Source organism: Rhodopirellula sp. UH5 (genome assembly GCF_056839225.1).
Window position 1 is genome coordinate 5,061,659 of record NZ_CM166390.1, and the last position, 16,406, is coordinate 5,078,064.

Genomic DNA, 16,406 nt, shown 5'->3' on the forward strand with positions numbered 1-16,406 from the left:
AAGCAAACGTTCCCGTTTACCGACCATTCACACTAACTAGCACGTCATCCCACGAGAGTGATCATGGAATTGAACAATACAATCGCGTTGATTCTTGGCGGTGGCCGCGGAACACGATTGTTCCCGCTCACAAAGATCCGCGCCAAACCCGCGGTGCCGTTGGCCGCCAAGTACCGGTTGATTGACATTCCGATCAGCAACTGCATCAACAGCGGGCTGAATCGCGCGTATGTGTTGACTCAGTTCTTGTCAGAGAGTCTTCACCGTCACCTTCGTCAGACGTACACCTTCGACCACTTCAGCGGTGGCTTCGTCGAGTTGCTCGCCGCTCAACAGACGGTCAACTCCGGCACCGATTGGTACCAAGGCACCGCCGACGCAGTTCGCAAGAACCTGGTGCACCTGCGTGAAAGTTGGATCAAACACGTGCTGATCCTGTCGGGCGATCAACTGTACCGAATGGACTTCCGTGACATGATGCGGACTCACATCGAGTCGGGAGCGGCCGCGACGATCGCTGGTATTCCGGTGACACGGAAAGACGCCTCGGCATTGGGAATCATGCAGGTGGACGACACCGGTCGCGTGACGGGATTTGTCGAAAAACCCCAAACAGAGGAAGAAATCGCCAAGGTCCGCATGGAACCGAGCTGGATTGATGCTCGCGGGATTGAGAGCCAAGGTCGGGATTTGCTGGCCAGCATGGGGCTGTACATCTTCGACAAAGACCTGATGGTCGACATGCTCGAAAACAGCCTGCACAGCGACTTCGGAAAGGAAGTCTTCCCGGAAGCGATCAACACCCACAAGGTTCAGTTGCACCTGTTTGACGGGTACTGGGAAGACATCGGAACGATTCGTTCGTTCTACGAAGCCAACCTCTCGTTGGCCGGCAAGAATCCCCCGTTTGACATTCGCAATCGTCATGCACCGATCTACAGCCGGCCACGATTCTTGCCGCCAACCATCATGGGCGACGCAAAGATCACTGGCAGTTTGATCGCGGATGGTTGTCTCATTGGCGACAACGTCACGATCGAAAACAGCGTGATCGGTCTGCGAACCGTGATCGGTGACAACGTGACGATCAAAGACAGCGTTGTGATGGGAGCCGACTTCATCGAAATGCAAGATGCCGACCGCGGTGGCAAATTGCCTGTCGGTGTTGGTGCTGGCAGCGTGATTCAGGGTGCCATTCTCGACAAGAACTGTCGCGTCGGCGAGAACGTTCGGATCCTGAACGAAGCCAAAATCGATCACCAGGGAGAGGATGATGACCTGCAAATTCGCGAGGGAATCAGCATTGTGATCAAGGACGGCCAGATTCCAAACGGGTTCAACTGCTAAGCACGTCGGCAGGAATGATCAGGCAAACCCATGTGAGCCGTTTGGGCGTTAGCCCCGGTTGTACGTGGGGACAGTTGCGTTTGCCATAACAGTCCAAATGCCAACAGACTGCCGCCGACCTGCTTAGTCATTGCAGTGGTTGGTGGCTCGGCGGTTCGCCGCCGAGCTTGTTGGTGCCAGCTGAAGGCAATGGATCCAATGCTCAGCCCTCGTTTCGCTCGACCCTCCCAGGGGGAGGGTGATGACAAACGCCTGGCAACACAAGACTTTAATACGGCACGCCCGACGAAATTGGGAGGAGTCGGAAAGCGAGCTTTCCGGTGGAGGGCCATATGCGCCGCTTCCCATGCCCGGCCCCTTCCCTCGCATACGCCTGAACGGCGTCGCTCGACCTTCCCAAAAACTTTGTTTCGGGAGAGGTTCTCAAATCCGGAACCCGTCAAAACGCAGCACCAGAAAACTGAACGACCTCGACTCAGGGAGGGAGCCCCGAGGCGGCTTAAGAGCCGGCGGATTCTTTGGAGACGCCAAGTTGCCGCGTGACGGCTTCAATTGGGATCGGGATCCCCCGCAAGCAGCCTTCCAGAACCAGGTCGGTGCCAACGACGCCTTGGAAACGGGCGACGATCATCCGGCCGCGACGGGCTTTTTCAAGCTTCACCATCACGATCAGGTTGTCACCGGGGGTCACGACCCCGCGAAAACGCACTTCATCCACGCCCCCGAAACCGACCATGGCTGCGCCGAGGAGGTCATGTTTTTGGGTGTAGTAGCTGGACAGTTGAGCGACGGCTTCCAGCATCACAACGCCGGGCATCAGCGGCATGCCAGGCATATGACCACGAACCCAGAACTCATTCTCTGTGATCGCTTTGTAAGCCGCGCAGGCATGCTGATCGAGATCCTCGTAAAGGATTGCGGTCAGTTGTTCCATCTCGTGCCGCTGCGGGTTGAACTCACGAATCGCTTCAATGTCGGCGATCGGTTTGTCAACGTCCAGCAGGGCCGGATCAAGGATGTATTCGCTACGTGCCACGATCAAGTCTTGATTTTTTTCCGCTTTGCCTTGCGTGCCTTCGCATTCGCAGGGCGTTTGCCGTGGTTGGCTTTCTTAGTTTTCCGGTGGGGCTTGGCCACTGTATCGGTCGCTATTTTTAGAGGAGAGACGTGTGAAAATGGCAAGCAAATCGGCGATTGAAACCGTCAGCCAACGGGACCATAGATCAGCGTTCGCGGTAAACGATGCGACCCTTGGTCAAATCGTATGGCGAAAGCTCCACGCGAACCTTGTCGCCTGGAACGATCCGGATGAAGTGCTTCCGCATTCGACCAGCAACGTGGGCCATGACCTCGTTGCCGGTTTCCAATTGCACACGAAAGCGAGTGTTGGCGAGGGCTTGTGTAACGGTGCCCTCGACTTCAAAAGCTTCTTCTTTCTTACCCAAAATTGAACCTTCTTAGCGTTTGCTAAACTGAACGCCACGGCGAGCACCACGAAGGCCTGGTTTCTTACGTTCCTTCATGCGTGAATCACGCGTCAGGAAGCTGCCTTCACGCATCGGGTCGTGCAATGCCTCGTCGTGGCTGCACAGAGCACGGGCCAGGCCCATGCGGACAGCGCCGGCTTGGCCGGTCATGCCGCCTCCCGAAACTCGAATCAGCAAGTCGACCGTTTCGGTCAAGCCAGCGGCTTCGAGGGGTTCAGTGATCGCGTAGCGATGTTGGTCGTTGACGAAGTAATCTTCGATCGACTTACCATTGATAGTGATTTTTCCGCTGCCTGGACGAACGCGTACTCGGGCAACACTGCTTTTTCGACGTCCTGTTCCCAGTGCGTCGCCGTTGATCTTGTCTTTTTTTACTGCAATCATGGATCAGACCCGCGTGATGCGGTCGGTGAGGGCATGTGGGAACTAGGCGCTGGCTTTTTTGCCGGTGCGAGCCAATTCGACGGGTTGCTGAGCGGTGTGGGGGTGCTCAGGGCCAGCGTAGATTTTCAATTTGCTCAGCATTTGGCGAGCAAGTTTGTTCTTGGGCAGCATCCGACGGACGGCGTGGTACAGCAAATCTTCAGGCTTGCGGTCGCGACGATCTTGGTAGCTTTCCAGACGCAAGCCTGGGTAGCCAGTGTACCAAGTGTAGTGGCGGTCACGCATCTTGTTGCCCGTCATGCCGATCTTTTCGGCGTTGGTGACGATCACGAAATCACCGCAATCGACGTGTGGGGTGTACTCAGGACGATGCTTTCCCATCAGCACGACAGCGATATCGCTGGCGAGTCGACCGAGAACTTCGTCGCTGGCATCCACAACATGCCATTGCTTTTCGATTTGGCCGGGTTTGGCCATGTAGGTTCGTTGAACAGCCACTGCTCACAACTTCTGACAAAAGGACACCGAAAATTTGAATCGCAGAACCTACTCGACGGAACCCGAATTCGGCAAGGGCTATTTGGGAAACGTTTGTAGGGTTTTTGGGCGAAATGGGATAGCCGTGCTAGCCAACCTTGGTCTCAGGCGTCCCCGCCGCGGCGGGTTGAGCTCGAGTCTTGGCGGCGGCCGTCGCTTTTCGCTCGGGTTTTGCCGTCAGTTGAATTGGCGGGACGGAAGACGATCCACCATGGAAAGTGCGTTTGCCATCAATGGTGTGGTCGAGCACAAACGCTCCGCCTGGCATCCCCTTTCGCGGCGAGACACGCAAGATTGACGCATGTCCGCATTGAGGGCATCGAATCCGAAGGCTATGTGTGTCCAACATCTTTTGGATGGAACTGGCAAGTTCTCGGTTTTCGTTGAGCGACGAAAGCGATTGGCCGACCAGTCCCTGCAGTTTGGACTGGAGCGTTTGCCGAACGGTGCGTTGGATTCGGTTCAGTTCCCACTGCAGTGACTTCAGCATCTGACCGGGTTCGGCCAGTTCTTGGCACCGAAGCGATTCAGCGGTTGGTGAGATTTGGGGGCCTGGAGTGGATTCGGGGTTCTCGGGCGTTTGGCGATCGGTGGGTGCGGTGCGGTCAGGGGGGGCATCCAAAACGGGCGTCCAAACGGCGAGGTCGTTGGCTGGAATCGTGGACGCACTCGGAAGACAGCCAAATGGGTTGGGCGACTTTTCCGATGCGGCTCTGGACAAGAGGTTATACAAAATGTATAAGTTGTCCAGCGGGAATCGCTGCAATCGATTTTCTCTGTGTTTTCGGAGTTGTCCGACGAGTCGCGTTGGGGGGAAGGACCGGGTCAACCGGCGTTTTCCTTTTGAGCGGCGCAGTTAGCCAGCGAAGAATGCAAACTCCGCTTTTGAAGCGACTTCCAGTGGCGATCCAAGCGGATTTTTAAGTAGTGTCGGCCCACTGGACGTTTCCGCCCCCTTCTCGCCCGAGCAGTCAGACAGGCCTATGTCGGTCAACCAACAAACGGTCGAAGAAACCAAAGCGCAGATCCGCGGTTTGGTCAACGAAATCGCAGCTCTTACCAAGAGTGGTGCCACCGCTTCGGAGTTTTATCCGGAGTTGCTTTCCAAGGTCATCACTGCGCTGGCTGCGGCCGGTGGTGCGGTGTGGTTGCTCGACGAAGATCAGCAACTTCGGTTGCAGTACCAGATCAACGCTGAGCCGTCGATTTTGACCGAGGGCACCGAAGACGCCGATCGCCACAATCGCTTGATCCGCCGCGCCGCTGCGTCGGGGCAATCATTGTTGGTGCCGCCCTACAGTGGCACCACCGACGGCGATGCCGAAGGCAACCCGACTCGCTACTTGCTGGTGCTCGGTGCCTTGCAGCACGACGGCCAAAAAGATGGCTTGATCGAAATCTTCCAACGCCCCGACACCGCTCCGGACACACAACGCGGCTACTTGCGATTCCTGCAGCAGATGTGCGAGTTGGCTGCGGAATGGCTTCGCAGTCAAAAGCTGCGGACGCTCGGTGATCGTCAAACGCTTTGGCAGCAAGCCGACTCGTTTGCACGTGCCGCTCACGAATCATTGGACTTGAAGGAAACGGCTGCGATCGTCGCCAACGAAGGCCGGCGTTTGATCGGTTGCGACCGAGTCAGCGTGGCGATCAAAAAGGGCGGCAAGTGCAAGGTCGAAGCCATCAGCGGCCAAGACACAATCGAGAACCGCTCCAACATCGTTGCAGCATTGAATCTGCTGGCAACACGAGTTGTCGCGGCTGGGGAACCTTTGTGGCACGACGGGTCCACCGAAGATTTGCCACCGCAAATCGAAGAAGCTCTCGAAGACTACGTCGATCTTTCTTACGGCCGGAACTTGGCTGTCCTTCCGCTTCGCGAACCGCAGCGCAAACTCGGCCATGAAGCCGAGATGGGTGCTGCCGGCGAAGTGGATCGCGATGACGCTCACCGTGGCGAAGTCATTGGGGCATTGATTGTCGAACAGATTGAAACGGATCTTCCTCCGGAAGTCTTCCGCCAGCGTTGTGACTTGGTTTATGAGCACGGCACCCGCGCAATCGCCAACTCGCAAGCTCACTCGAACCTGTTCTTGATGCCCGTGTGGCGAACACTCGGCCGAGCCACTTGGGTTCTACGAGCACGGACACTGCCCAAGACACTCGGCGTGATCGGCGCAATCGCGGCTCTGATTTGCGGGCTGATCTTCATTCCGATGGAGTTCGACCTCGAGGCCGACGGCACACTCAAAGCCGAAGCTCGCCGCGAAGTCTTCGCGGGCATCGACGGCGAAGTTCGGGAAGTGCTGGTCGATCACAACTCGATCGTCGCTGCGGGCGATCCCTTGGTGAAGATGATCAACCCCGACATCGGCATTGAACTGGAAGACCTTCGCGGTCAAATCCGAACCACGATGGCGGAACTGCAGCGCATTCGGACTCAGTCTCGCAATCGATCTCAGTTGAAGGCCACCGAGCGGCGTGCAATCGAACTGGAAGAGGTGGAGGTTCAAACCAAGCTGGAAGCGCAGCGTGCCAAATTGAAATTGAAGGAACAGCGTGCGGAGGATTTGATCATTCGTTCGCCGATCGATGGCATCGTGGTTTCTTGGGAAGTCGAAAAGATGCTGCTCAACCGCCCCATTCAAACGGGGCAGGTGCTGATGGAAATCGCTGACCTTTCCAAGCCGATGTATCTCGAAATCGAGATGCCTGAGAAACGCGAAGGTCACTTGGATCAATACATCCAAGACAACAACATCCAGTCATTGGACGTCGACTACATCCTGGCGTCCAACCCGGACGAACCGTTGCCCGCCAAGTTGCCCATCGGGAATATTTCGCTGCGAGCGGAATCCAATGAAGAACATGGCTCGGTCATCAAAATGCGAGTGCTGCCAGACCTCACTGAACTGAGCAAGGTGTCTCCGAGTCCCGGGACCAAGCTGACCGCCGACGTCAAATGCGGCAAACGAGCCAGTGGGTTTGTGTTGCTGCACGAAGTCTTTGAGTGGGCTTACAAGTTCGCTTTCTGATTCCCCTCCTTCTCTTCTCCTTCGAATCTTCTCTCCTTGTCCCTCCACCACGAGTTCCCATTGATGAAATCCTGGCGATTGATCGTTGCTGCACTGGCCAGCGTTTGCGTTGCCGCAATCAGCGCTGAGCCAGCCACGGCGCAAACCAGTCTGAGGGGCGAGACCCCATTGATCGCGGAGTATTGCCAAGTTCGATACATCCGCAAGGTCGACATTCCCGCTGAAGTCGAGGGCAAGTTGGTTGATTTGCCCATCGAAGAAGGTATGAATGTCGCCAAGGACGATCTGCTGGCTTTGGTCGATGACACGTCGGCACGTTTGGCTCTCGAGTTCAAGAAAGCGGAAGAGAAAGAAGCTCAGCTCAACGCCGCCAACGAAGTCAACTTGAAGGACGCTCGCAACAACGAAGAGTTGGCCCGCGCCGAAGCCGAGTCGTTCCGTGAGCTCTACGAGAAGGGGGCCACGCCTTACTACGAAATGAAGAAGAAGGTCCTCGAAGCCATCCGCGCGTTACTTCGGATCGACTTGGCGGAAATGCAAAAGAAGATCGCCGAGGCACAGTACATCGCGAAACGCAGCGAACGCGAAATCGCGGAGTTTGAACTGGACCGCCGGCGGATCACCGCGTTGTTTGATGGCTACATCGAAATGCGAATCGCACAGCTTGGTGAATGGGTTCAGCCCGGTTCGCCAATCGCGACGCTGGTTCAGTTGGACCGAGTTCGAGTCGGTGGCGACATCGACGCGCTGGCATCCAATGGAGTTGTTCGCGCGGGAGTTCCCGTGTTGGTTCGCGTGTTCAACACAGCGGACCCCGACCAGAATTTTGAAGTGAAAGCTCCCCTTGGATTTGTGAGCAGTGAAGTCGACGGTCAAAAACGCTATCGCATTTGGGTCGACGTCGACAACCAAAAGGACAGCAACGGCAACTGGATGATCAAGCCCGGGATGGAAGCTGAAATCATCTTTCAGTGATCTCCCAAACGATCGTTCGATCGCTCTTTTCCCTGTTACTCGCTTCTTCCTGACCTTTTCATTCGACACCTGGCCCCATGACCACTCTGGCTGAATCACTGGTAAGCAGTTCGTCACGTGCACTGACGGTGCGCCGACGTCCTGACTTGACCGCCAGCCGCCACCACTACCAAGGGCAAGGGTATTGGGTGGTCAAAGAGCCGGTGGGATTGCAGTACTTTCGTTTTCATGACGAAGAGTATTTCATCCTGAACATGCTGGATGGTCACGTCAGTCTGCAGCATATCAAAGACGGTTTCGAACAGCGGTTTGCGCCGCAGAAGATCACCTTTGGCGACTTGCAACAGTTCATCGGCATGCTGCACCGCAGCGGTTTGGTGATCAGCAATTCACCCGGTCAAGGAAAGTCGCTTCGCGAGCGTGGGCGAAAGAAAAAGAACAAGGAATTGATGGGGAAGATGTCCAACGTCTTCGCCGTTCGTTTTCGCGGGATTGACCCCGAGAAAATCCTCAATCGGATGTTGCCCATCTTCGGATGGATCTTCACCGTTCCAGCGTTGATCTTCTTTGCTGGGTTGTTGTTGGCGGCATCCTTGTTGCTCGCGACGCAGTACCAGACGGTCTACGCGAAGTTGCCCACGTTCCATCAGTTCTTCGCTGCGGATCGTTGGATCATCTTGGCCGCAACGATGGCGATCGTGAAAGTCATTCACGAATTTGGCCACGGGCTGAGTTGCAAGAAATTCGGCGGTGAGTGTCACGAAATCGGCTTCATGCTGTTGGTCTTCACGCCCTGCCTGTACTGCAACGTGTCCGATTCATGGATGTTGCCGAACAAGTGGAAGCGGATCTGGATCGGTGCCGGCGGGATTTACGTCGAGATGATCTTGGCGTCGATTGCGGCGTTTGTGTGGTTCTTCAGTGAACAGGGAACCACGATCAACGACTTGTGTTTGAACATGATGTTCTTGAACGTCGTCAGCACGATCTTGGTCAACGGCAACCCGCTGCTGCGGTTTGACGGTTACTACATCATGATGGACTACTTGGAAATTCCCAACCTTCGTCAAAAGAGCACGGAAGTGCTGAAGCGTTGGTTCCAAAAGACGTGTTTGGGATTGGAGTTGCAGGACGATCCATTCTTGCCCACTCGCAATCAATTCATGTTTGGGTTGTTCACGATCGCCAGCGTGATTTATCGCTGGGTGGTTGTGTTTTCGATCGTATGGTTCGTGATGCAGGTTCTCGAACCCTATGGCCTGCAGGCACTCGGGCGGATCCTCGCTGTGATCGGGTTCTCCGGTTTGGTCGCTCAACCCGTCATTCAAACGTGGAAATTCATCCGCACACCTGGGAGATTGTCAAAAGTGAAACGCGGACCGTTGTTAACATCGCTCGCCGTGTTGGGCGTGGTCGTCGCCGCGGTGTGCTACATCCCATTGCCGCACCACATTGACGCGGCGTTTGAAATTCGCCCCAGTCGTGCGGGGATGGTTTATGCCGGCGTCGTGGGGCGTGTGGAGCAGACTGTTCCGGTGGGGACGTTGGTCAGCACCGGCGACACGATCGCACTGTTGAAAAACCCCGAGCTCGAAATTCGCTTCGCTGATTTGCAAGGCGAACGCAAGCTCGCTCAAGTGCAACTGGCGAACTTGAAATCGCGACGGCTCGATGACACATCAGCCAAAATCCAGATCGAAACTCAAGTCGAGATGCTGGAATCGATCGAAGGCTTGTTGGCCAAGACACAGGAGGAGTTGGACCGGCTGAACGTACGAGCCAAGCGAGATGGTTTTGTGCTTCCTCCCCCAGAAAAGAAGGAACAAGATCCCGGTGATGGGCGTCTACCAAGTTGGAGTGGGACACCCCTTCAAGAACGCAATCGAGGTGCCTTGCTGACAGCCGACGATTTGATCTGCGAGATTGGATCGCCCGAAGCATTCGAAGCGGTGTTGATCATCGACCAAGGTGATCGGCAACTGGTTCGCGAATCGCAGGAGGTGGATCTGAAGCTTGATTCACGGCGACTGGAAACGTTCCACGGATCGATCGAGGAAATCTCGAAGAAGCCCCTCGAAGCGGCCTCCGCATCCATGTCCAGTCAAACGGGCGGCAGTTTGCAGACCGAAATCGATCCTCAAACCGGACAGATCAAACCTCGCAGTGTTTCGTACCAAGCTCGGGTGCCGATCGATGGGATTGATTGGCCATTGCGGCCTGGTTTCCGCGGTGCGGCCAAGGTTCACGTGGACCCGATGTCGCTTGGATCACGTTTATGGCGAGTGATCATTAAAACTTTCAACTTTGACTTCTGAGTGAGCTAGGCTTCCACCATCCTTTCCATTTGACGTGGTTTAACGTTTGGTTTTTGCAAGCGATTCAAAAATTTGGATTCTTGATCCTTCACCGTCGCTTTCGCGTTGCGACGCAGGGGGGGATCACTACATTGGCCTCAAAACACGCGAATCTCAACTTACCTGTTTCCCTTTTGATTTTTTGGAGATTTTAATGGCAGACGAAACCAAGACGGCTGAAGCCCCCGCCGCAGAAAAAGCCGCTCCCGCTGAGAAGGCACAAACTCAAGCTCAGGCTCCTGTTCAAGTTCAGGTCAACGATGACAATGCCATCGCAACCTACGCGAACTTCTGCCGCGTGACTGGTTCGCCTGAAGAATTGATCATCGATTTCGGCCTGAACCCACAGCCAATCGGTGTGCCAAAGGACCCCATTCAAGTCAAGCAACGCATCATCGTGAACTTCTTCACCGCGAAACGTTTGCTCGCCGCTTTGCAAATGTCGGTCGCTCGTCACGAATCGGTTTTTGGCGTTCTGGAAACGGACATCAACAAACGCGTTCGTCCAGGCCTGCAACAGCAGCAAGCTCCCGCGAAGTCGTAATCGACCCGCGAGAATTGAGATTCCAAAAGCCATCCCGCTTGTTTATCAGCGGGGTGGTTTTTTTGTGCGCTGATCCAGCGGGCGTTGGACCGCGATCTGATCGCCGCTGTCAAAACCGATCGCTTCCCTGACGCGGAAGCGGTTCGAGGTGGCAAAAGGGGGCTGAATCGCGGAAGATGGCACTGCGTCGCCGGGACGCAGTTCTGTCCAGCCGCCATTCACCCACCGAACGAAAGATCGGATGTCGTCTCTCGCATCCAATTCCAATTTGCCCATCGACCCCGAATCGTTGTTGCCACGATTTGGGTTGAGCCAGTTTCGAGCCGGCCAACGGGACGTGGTCGATGCTCTGGCTGCGGGCGCGGATTGTCTGTGCGTGATGCCAACTGGTGGCGGAAAAAGCCTGTGTTATCAGTTACCATCGTTGGCCCGAGAGGGGACCACGATCGTTGTGTCGCCGCTGATCGCTTTGATGAAGGACCAGGTCGACACGCTCCAGCGGCGGGGCATCCAGGCGAGATTGCTCAACAGCACGCAATCACCCGGGCAACAAGAGTCGGTCATGGACGAAATGGCCGCCGGGAAGTTGGACCTGATCTATGTGGCTCCCGAGCGTTTGCGGAATGGTCGATTTCTGGATGTGGTTCCCAAAGCCAACGTGAGTCTGTTGGCGGTCGATGAAGCCCACTGTGTGAGCGAGTGGGGCCATGACTTTCGACCGGATTACTCACGTCTGGGGCGATTTCGTGATCGCTACTTGGGCGGCGTCCAGACGATCGGATTGACCGCGACCGCAACACCGACGGTTCGCGATGACATCTGCGAGTTGTTGAACCTGAAGCAACCTCGCGTGTTCGTGACCGGTTTCGCGCGAACGAATCTGCGGTTCACGGTCACGCCCTGCAACAACGATGTCGCCAAACAAAACGCACTGCGTGATTACCTTTCGAAGCAATCGGGAGCGGGCATCATCTATGGCGCGACTCGCAAGCGTTGCGAAGAGATCGCTGAGTGGTTGCCTGAGAAAACCGGACGCAAAGTCGGTGTCTATCACGCCGGCATGCATCCGGAAGAACGCCGCAGCGTGCAAGAGGCGTTCATGAAAGGCGACTTGTCCGCGATTGTGGCGACCAATGCGTTTGGGATGGGCATTGATAAATCGGACATCCGGTTTGTGGTGCACTACAACATACCGGGTTCGCTGGAGGCCTACTATCAAGAAGCGGGCCGTGCCGGACGGGATGGGGCGATGAGCCAATGCCTGTTGTTGTTTGCTTACGCGGATCGTCAGATCCAAGAGTTCTTCATCGAGAACCGCTACCCATCCCGAGAAACGGTGAAGAAGGTTTACGAGTACCTGCTTTCTCGAGAAGAAGACCCGATTGAGTTGACGCTGGATCAGGTGCGGGAGGCAATTGCTGTTCGTGACGGCAGTGAAGCGATTGGCACTTCCGAAACGTTGTTGTCCAAAGCCGGTGCTCTTCGGCGGTTGGACGCCAGTTCCAATCAAGCGGTGCTGCGAATCGATAGCGATGTGCCAACGCTGCTGGATTTCTTGCCTCGCGAAGCCAAGCTGAAGCGTCAGGTCATGACCGCGATCGAGAAGATCGTGGGGCCTCGTCGCGGGGAAGATGTGTTCGTTCGGTTGAGTTATCTGGCAACTCGAGCGGGTGTGGAACGGGTCCAATTGACCCGCACGTTGCGAGAATTGACCAAGCTGAAGACGTTCGACTACATCCCGCCGTTTCGCGGTCGTGCCGTTCACATCATGCGGCGGGACGTCCCTTTTCATCAGCTGAAAATCGACTTTGAAGAGCTGGCCCGACGCAAGCAAGCTGAATATGAAAAACTGGATTCTGTGATCCAGTTCGCGCGTTCGACGTCCTGTCGCCAGCACGTCATTCTGAAATACTTTGGGGATCCCAACGCGGAGAATTGCGGGAAATGTGACCACTGTGACCCGGCGGGTGAATGCATGCCCAAGGTGGATCCTTCCGCCTTGGCGGCCGCAAATGTTTCGACCGCGAAGGCACTGGGGGAAAGTGGCTCGATCGGCGCGTTGAGCGAGCAGTCTGGGATCGACATGGTCGCCCTGACGACCGCGATTCGCGTGATCCTCAGTGGAGTCACACGAACGCACGGGCGATTGGGAAAGAATCTGATTGCTCAGATGCTGGCTGGATCAAAGAACAAAAAGGTCACGCAGTTGCGACTGAGTCGGCTGAGCACCTACGGCATGCTGACGGGGCTGAAGCAAGGCGAGTTGACCGACGCGATGGACTCTTTGTTGACGGTGGGGTTGCTGGATCAGAAAGAACTGAATGAGCGTCGGCCAACCGTTCACATGACCGACCTGGGACGCCAAGTGATGAACGGTCAGGTTCCGTTGCCACCGTCGTTGCAGTTGAAATTCCCGCTCGCGAAGAAGTTGGCCAAGGTGGCTAGTAAGATTGAATCTGGTGACGTTGCCGAGGAAGAACCCGGCGATATCGAGCCATCCGTTGCAACTCAGCCTGCTTCTTCAGTGACGCAGACACCGCCCTCGGAAGAGACTCCTCAAGCCGACGTCAGCGTCGTGGCCGCGGAACCTTTGAGCTCGAATGACGCACAGGACTTGCTTGATCAAGATCTTTCGGATCGGATCAAACGTTTTCGACGCAAGCGATCAGCGGCGTTGAATGTGGCGCCACACCGGATCCTTTCCGAATCGACGATCAAACGATTGATCCAGACCAAGCCTGCCAACGCGACTCAGCTGGAAGGCGTGCAGGGGATATCCAGCGAGTTCATCGAGGCATACGGCAGCGATTTGCTCGAGTTGATTGCGAACACGTTGGCGGAGCACGAGGTCGACTGCCCGCCGGAACCCGTTGCTTCGCCACCGAGCGAGCCGGTCGAGGTTGTCGCGATCGAACCCGAGCCCAGTCCGGATTCAGAGCGTCTGGATGAGACAGCGGCTGATCCATCGGCGTGGCGGCATGAATACTGGACCTGGCGATTGTGCCGCGATGGATACACGTTGCAGCAAGTCGCAGAAATTCGCGGCGAGGACACCAAGGCGTTGGTCGAGCATTTGGTTGCCGCCGCTCGAGCCGGGCAGAAAATTGATCCTGCTTGGGCGGACACACCGGCGAACGCCAAGCGACTGCGGAATCTGTAGGGGGTGGCGGTTTGACTTGCTGACGCCGCTCAGTGGATCCGATTGAGTCTCATTTGGGTGGATCAGCTTTGTCCGATTGGCTGAGCAGTTCGTCGATGGCGCTGAGCACGCGTTCCGATTCGCGTTGCAAATTGGCGAGCAGTTCCGGGGTCTCTTGCACTCGATTTTCTCGGCCGGCTTCCTCGATTCGTTCGGCGGCTGCTTGCAATTGTTTTGCGCCGAGCAAACCGCAGGCTCCCTTCAGCGTATGAGCGTTCCGGCGAGTTTCATCGTTGAGTCCGGCGGGGATCTCTTGGGAAAGCTTGTCCACCAACTGAGCGCACTCGGTTCGAAAGACGAACGCCAGTCTCAACACGCCGGCCGTTCCGCCGGGGATGCGGGAGCGTGCCGAATCGAGGTCCAGGCACCCAATGTTTTCGGGTGACAGTGTGATCGCATTGGAGGTGGATCCTGCGGAGGGAAACGCGGCGTGAGCGGCATTGATCGTGGTCGAATCTTGTTCGCTCGCCAGCAGCAGTTTGGGCGAGAACGATTGCACCAGCGTTTCTTCCTGTGACAGATCTGTCGCCGGAGGCAGTTCTTTCTGAAAGGCCGCCAAGGCGTCCCGCAGTTTTCGGCTGTGGATCGGTTTGGTGAGGTAGCTGTCCATGCCTGCTTCGCGGCAGGCAGCGGCGTCTTCGCTCATTGCCGCCGCGGTGAGTGCAATGATGGGCGTGTGTCGGTCGGTGCCCCATTCCTCTTGGCGGATTGCACGTGTGGCTTCGAGTCCGTCCATGACGGGCATGTGCATGTCCATCAAGACGATGTCGTATTGTTCGGATCGCCACTTCGACAACGTTTCCCGCCCGTCGCTGGCGATCGAACACTTGTGGCCGAGCGAACGCAGCAACCCGGCGATCACGTGTTGGTTGGTGACTCCGTCTTCCGCGACAAGGACATGCAGCGGCGCGAGTTGTTGGCGGGCGGGGCCGCCCAAATCTTCTTCTTCGTCGTCCACTTCGCTCCGCATCGAGGCCGGGCAAACGGGCATTCTGAGATCGAATGAGAACGTCGTGCCAACGCCGACTTCACTTTGCAATTGCAGTTGGCCGCCCATCAACTCCACGAGCTGGCGACTGATGCTCAGTCCCAAGCCGGTTCCGCCGAAGCGACGAGTCGTGGACGCGTCAGCTTGGGTGAATGGATTGAGAACCGCATCCTGCTGAGCGGGCGGGATTCCAATGCCGGTGTCGCAAACACTCCAGCGCAGTTCGACCGTGTCTTGGCGACCGGGCGACTCGGTGCCATTGGCAGACGTTTTGGGATCACCACCCGCAGCAGGGGCTTGGCGGAGGACTTCGATTTGCACGCGAACGCCGCCGTGATCGGTGAACTTGATTGCGTTGCCGACCAGATTGGTGAGCACCTGGCGGACTCGTCCTGGATCCCCGATCAACTGATCAGGGATTTTGGGCGAGAGTTCGCACTGCAATTCCAATCCTTTCTGAGAGGCGCTGAGTGAAAACGACCGAAGCGTCGATTCAACGGTCTTGCTGAGTGAAAACGGAACCGATTCCAGTTCGAGTCGCCGGGCTTCGATTTTTGAGAAATCGAGGATGTCATTGATCAGCCGGAGCAATCCGTCGGAGGATTCCTGAATGATCTGGACATAGTCCTGTTGATCGGGATCGAGGTCGGTTTGTGAGAGCAAGTCCGTCATGCCGATCAACGCATTCATTGGCGTGCGGATCTCATGGCTCATGTTGGCCAGGAATTCGCTCTTGGATCGGTTGGCCGCGTCGGCCATTCGGACGGCTTCGTGCAGTGCCGCTTCAGAGCGTTTGAGGTCGGTGATGTCGCGAGAAATTCCAAACGTCCCGATAATTTCGCCCGTGTCATTCCGCAGCGGCATCTTGGTGGTCATGCACCACGTGTCTTCTCGATCTGGCCAGGTTTCGCGTTCGACCCGGTCAACGAGTGCTTCACCTGTTTCGATCACACGCAGTTCATCCAGGCGGGCGCCCTCGGCGTGTTCCGGCGTGAAAATATCGGCGTCGGTTCGGCCATGAACCTCATCCACGCTGGCTCGTCCGAATTTCATTGCCATCGCGTGACTGACACGGATGAAGCGACTGTCAATGTCTTTGAAGTAGATGGAATCGGGGATGTTGGCCAGCAGCGTTGTCAGCAGCGACTGTTCGAACTGGGTCGCCTTTTCTTTTTCGACCTTGGCGGTCACATCCCAAAAGAGAACCTGGACGCCCAGCAGGTTGCCGTCGTGGTCGTGAACGGCGGTTTTGACGCGTTCGATCCATCCGATCGAGTCGTCGGCCAATTTGGCGGACTCGACGCTGTGCAACGACTCACCCGTTTGCATCACCTTGTGGTCATCTTCACGGTATTGGCGAGCGAGTTCCGGTGGGAACAAATCTTCGTCGTGTTTGCCCGCCAGTTCTTGCCAGGTGACGCCCCGCCATTTCAGGTAGGAGTCATTGGCAAAGACGCGTCGCCCGTCGGCTGCCTTGATCAACAAGTTCAGCGGCAATGCGTTGGCGAGAGCGCGGTAGGTCGAGGACGTTTGAAACTCGGAGACACTACTCATCA

The 16,406-nt window shown here is 56.4% G+C and carries 13 protein-coding genes; 6 read left to right on the forward strand and 7 right to left on the reverse strand.

Going from position 1 to position 16,406, the window contains the following annotated elements:
- Positions 1-57: 57 nt before the first annotated feature.
- Entirely contained in the window at positions 58-1,347 is a 1,290-nt protein-coding gene (locus tag UH5x_RS17810) for a glucose-1-phosphate adenylyltransferase (RefSeq protein WP_482633214.1), read from the forward strand.
- A 499-nt stretch (positions 1,348-1,846) separates the two neighbouring features.
- Here UH5x_RS17810 and UH5x_RS17815 read toward each other — a convergent pair whose 3' ends face one another.
- The 6 genes from UH5x_RS17815 to UH5x_RS17840 form a co-directional block, all read right to left on the reverse strand.
- Positions 1,847-2,383, reverse strand: coding sequence for a 3-hydroxyacyl-ACP dehydratase FabZ family protein (locus tag UH5x_RS17815; protein WP_047816581.1), 537 nt, complete (start codon positions 2,381-2,383; stop codon positions 1,847-1,849).
- Between the two features lie 2 nt (positions 2,384-2,385).
- A complete protein-coding gene (locus UH5x_RS17820; RefSeq protein WP_390173962.1) occupies positions 2,386-2,484 on the reverse strand; it encodes a 50S ribosomal protein bL37 in 99 nt (32 codons plus the stop codon).
- 86 nt (positions 2,485-2,570) lie between these two features.
- The gene (gene infA / locus UH5x_RS17825) at positions 2,571-2,792 is read right to left on the reverse strand and encodes a translation initiation factor IF-1 (RefSeq protein ID WP_007328023.1); all 222 of its coding nucleotides are present in this window, start codon (positions 2,790-2,792) and stop codon (positions 2,571-2,573) included.
- A 12-nt stretch (positions 2,793-2,804) separates the two neighbouring features.
- Positions 2,805-3,218: a 30S ribosomal protein S9 gene (rpsI, locus tag UH5x_RS17830; protein WP_047816582.1), complete on the reverse strand. Its 414-nt coding sequence runs from the start codon at positions 3,216-3,218 to the stop codon at positions 2,805-2,807.
- 42 nt (positions 3,219-3,260) lie between these two features.
- Positions 3,261-3,695 carry a 50S ribosomal protein L13 gene (gene rplM / locus UH5x_RS17835; RefSeq protein ID WP_047816736.1) on the reverse strand — a complete coding sequence of 145 codons (435 nt, stop codon included), beginning with the start codon at positions 3,693-3,695 and terminating at the stop codon, positions 3,261-3,263.
- Positions 3,696-3,843: 148 nt separating this feature from the next.
- A complete protein-coding gene (locus UH5x_RS17840) occupies positions 3,844-4,377 on the reverse strand; it encodes a hypothetical protein (protein ID WP_482633215.1) in 534 nt (177 codons plus the stop codon).
- A gap of 361 nt (positions 4,378-4,738) precedes the next feature.
- On the opposite strand from UH5x_RS17840, the gene UH5x_RS17845 reads away from it, so the two are divergent.
- The 5 genes from UH5x_RS17845 (at position 4,739) to UH5x_RS17865 (ending at position 13,823) form a co-directional block, all read left to right on the forward strand.
- On the forward strand, positions 4,739-6,790 hold the full coding sequence (locus UH5x_RS17845) for an efflux RND transporter periplasmic adaptor subunit (RefSeq protein ID WP_047816583.1): 2,052 nt from the start codon (positions 4,739-4,741) through the stop codon (positions 6,788-6,790).
- A 63-nt stretch (positions 6,791-6,853) separates the two neighbouring features.
- Positions 6,854-7,765 carry an efflux RND transporter periplasmic adaptor subunit gene (locus UH5x_RS17850; protein ID WP_236696595.1) on the forward strand — a complete coding sequence of 304 codons (912 nt, stop codon included), beginning with the start codon at positions 6,854-6,856 and terminating at the stop codon, positions 7,763-7,765.
- A gap of 77 nt (positions 7,766-7,842) precedes the next feature.
- Positions 7,843-10,080, forward strand: a complete 2,238-nt coding sequence (locus UH5x_RS17855; protein WP_315852661.1) for a hemolysin D — start codon at positions 7,843-7,845, stop codon at positions 10,078-10,080.
- Positions 10,081-10,261: 181 nt separating this feature from the next.
- Positions 10,262-10,663, forward strand: coding sequence for a DUF3467 domain-containing protein (locus UH5x_RS17860; RefSeq protein WP_173442716.1), 402 nt, complete (start codon positions 10,262-10,264; stop codon positions 10,661-10,663).
- Between the two features lie 241 nt (positions 10,664-10,904).
- Positions 10,905-13,823, forward strand: coding sequence for a RecQ family ATP-dependent DNA helicase (locus tag UH5x_RS17865; RefSeq protein WP_482633216.1), 2,919 nt, complete (start codon positions 10,905-10,907; stop codon positions 13,821-13,823).
- Positions 13,824-13,872: 49 nt separating this feature from the next.
- Here the strand turns inward: UH5x_RS17865 and UH5x_RS17870 are convergent, their stop codons facing one another.
- Positions 13,873-16,404 carry a PAS domain-containing hybrid sensor histidine kinase/response regulator gene (locus UH5x_RS17870; protein WP_482633217.1) on the reverse strand — a complete coding sequence of 844 codons (2,532 nt, stop codon included), beginning with the start codon at positions 16,402-16,404 and terminating at the stop codon, positions 13,873-13,875.
- Positions 16,405-16,406 lie beyond the last annotated feature (2 nt).

Bases quoted from the DNA above. Each gene is read 5' to 3' on its own strand.
- rpsI (WP_047816582.1), bottom strand. From the start codon at position 3,218: ATGATTGCAGTAAAAAAAGACAAGATCAACGGCGACGCACTGGGAACA.
- rplM (WP_047816736.1), bottom strand. From the start codon at position 3,695: ATGGCCAAACCCGGCCAAATCGAAAAGCAATGGCATGTTGTGGATGCC.
- UH5x_RS17845 (WP_047816583.1), top strand. From the start codon at position 4,739: ATGTCGGTCAACCAACAAACGGTCGAAGAAACCAAAGCGCAGATCCGC.
- UH5x_RS17850 (WP_236696595.1), top strand. From the start codon at position 6,854: ATGAAATCCTGGCGATTGATCGTTGCTGCACTGGCCAGCGTTTGCGTT.
- UH5x_RS17855 (WP_315852661.1), top strand. From the start codon at position 7,843: ATGACCACTCTGGCTGAATCACTGGTAAGCAGTTCGTCACGTGCACTG.
- UH5x_RS17865 (WP_482633216.1), top strand. From the start codon at position 10,905: ATGTCGTCTCTCGCATCCAATTCCAATTTGCCCATCGACCCCGAATCG.
- UH5x_RS17870 (WP_482633217.1), bottom strand. From the start codon at position 16,404: ATGAGTAGTGTCTCCGAGTTTCAAACGTCCTCGACCTACCGCGCTCTC.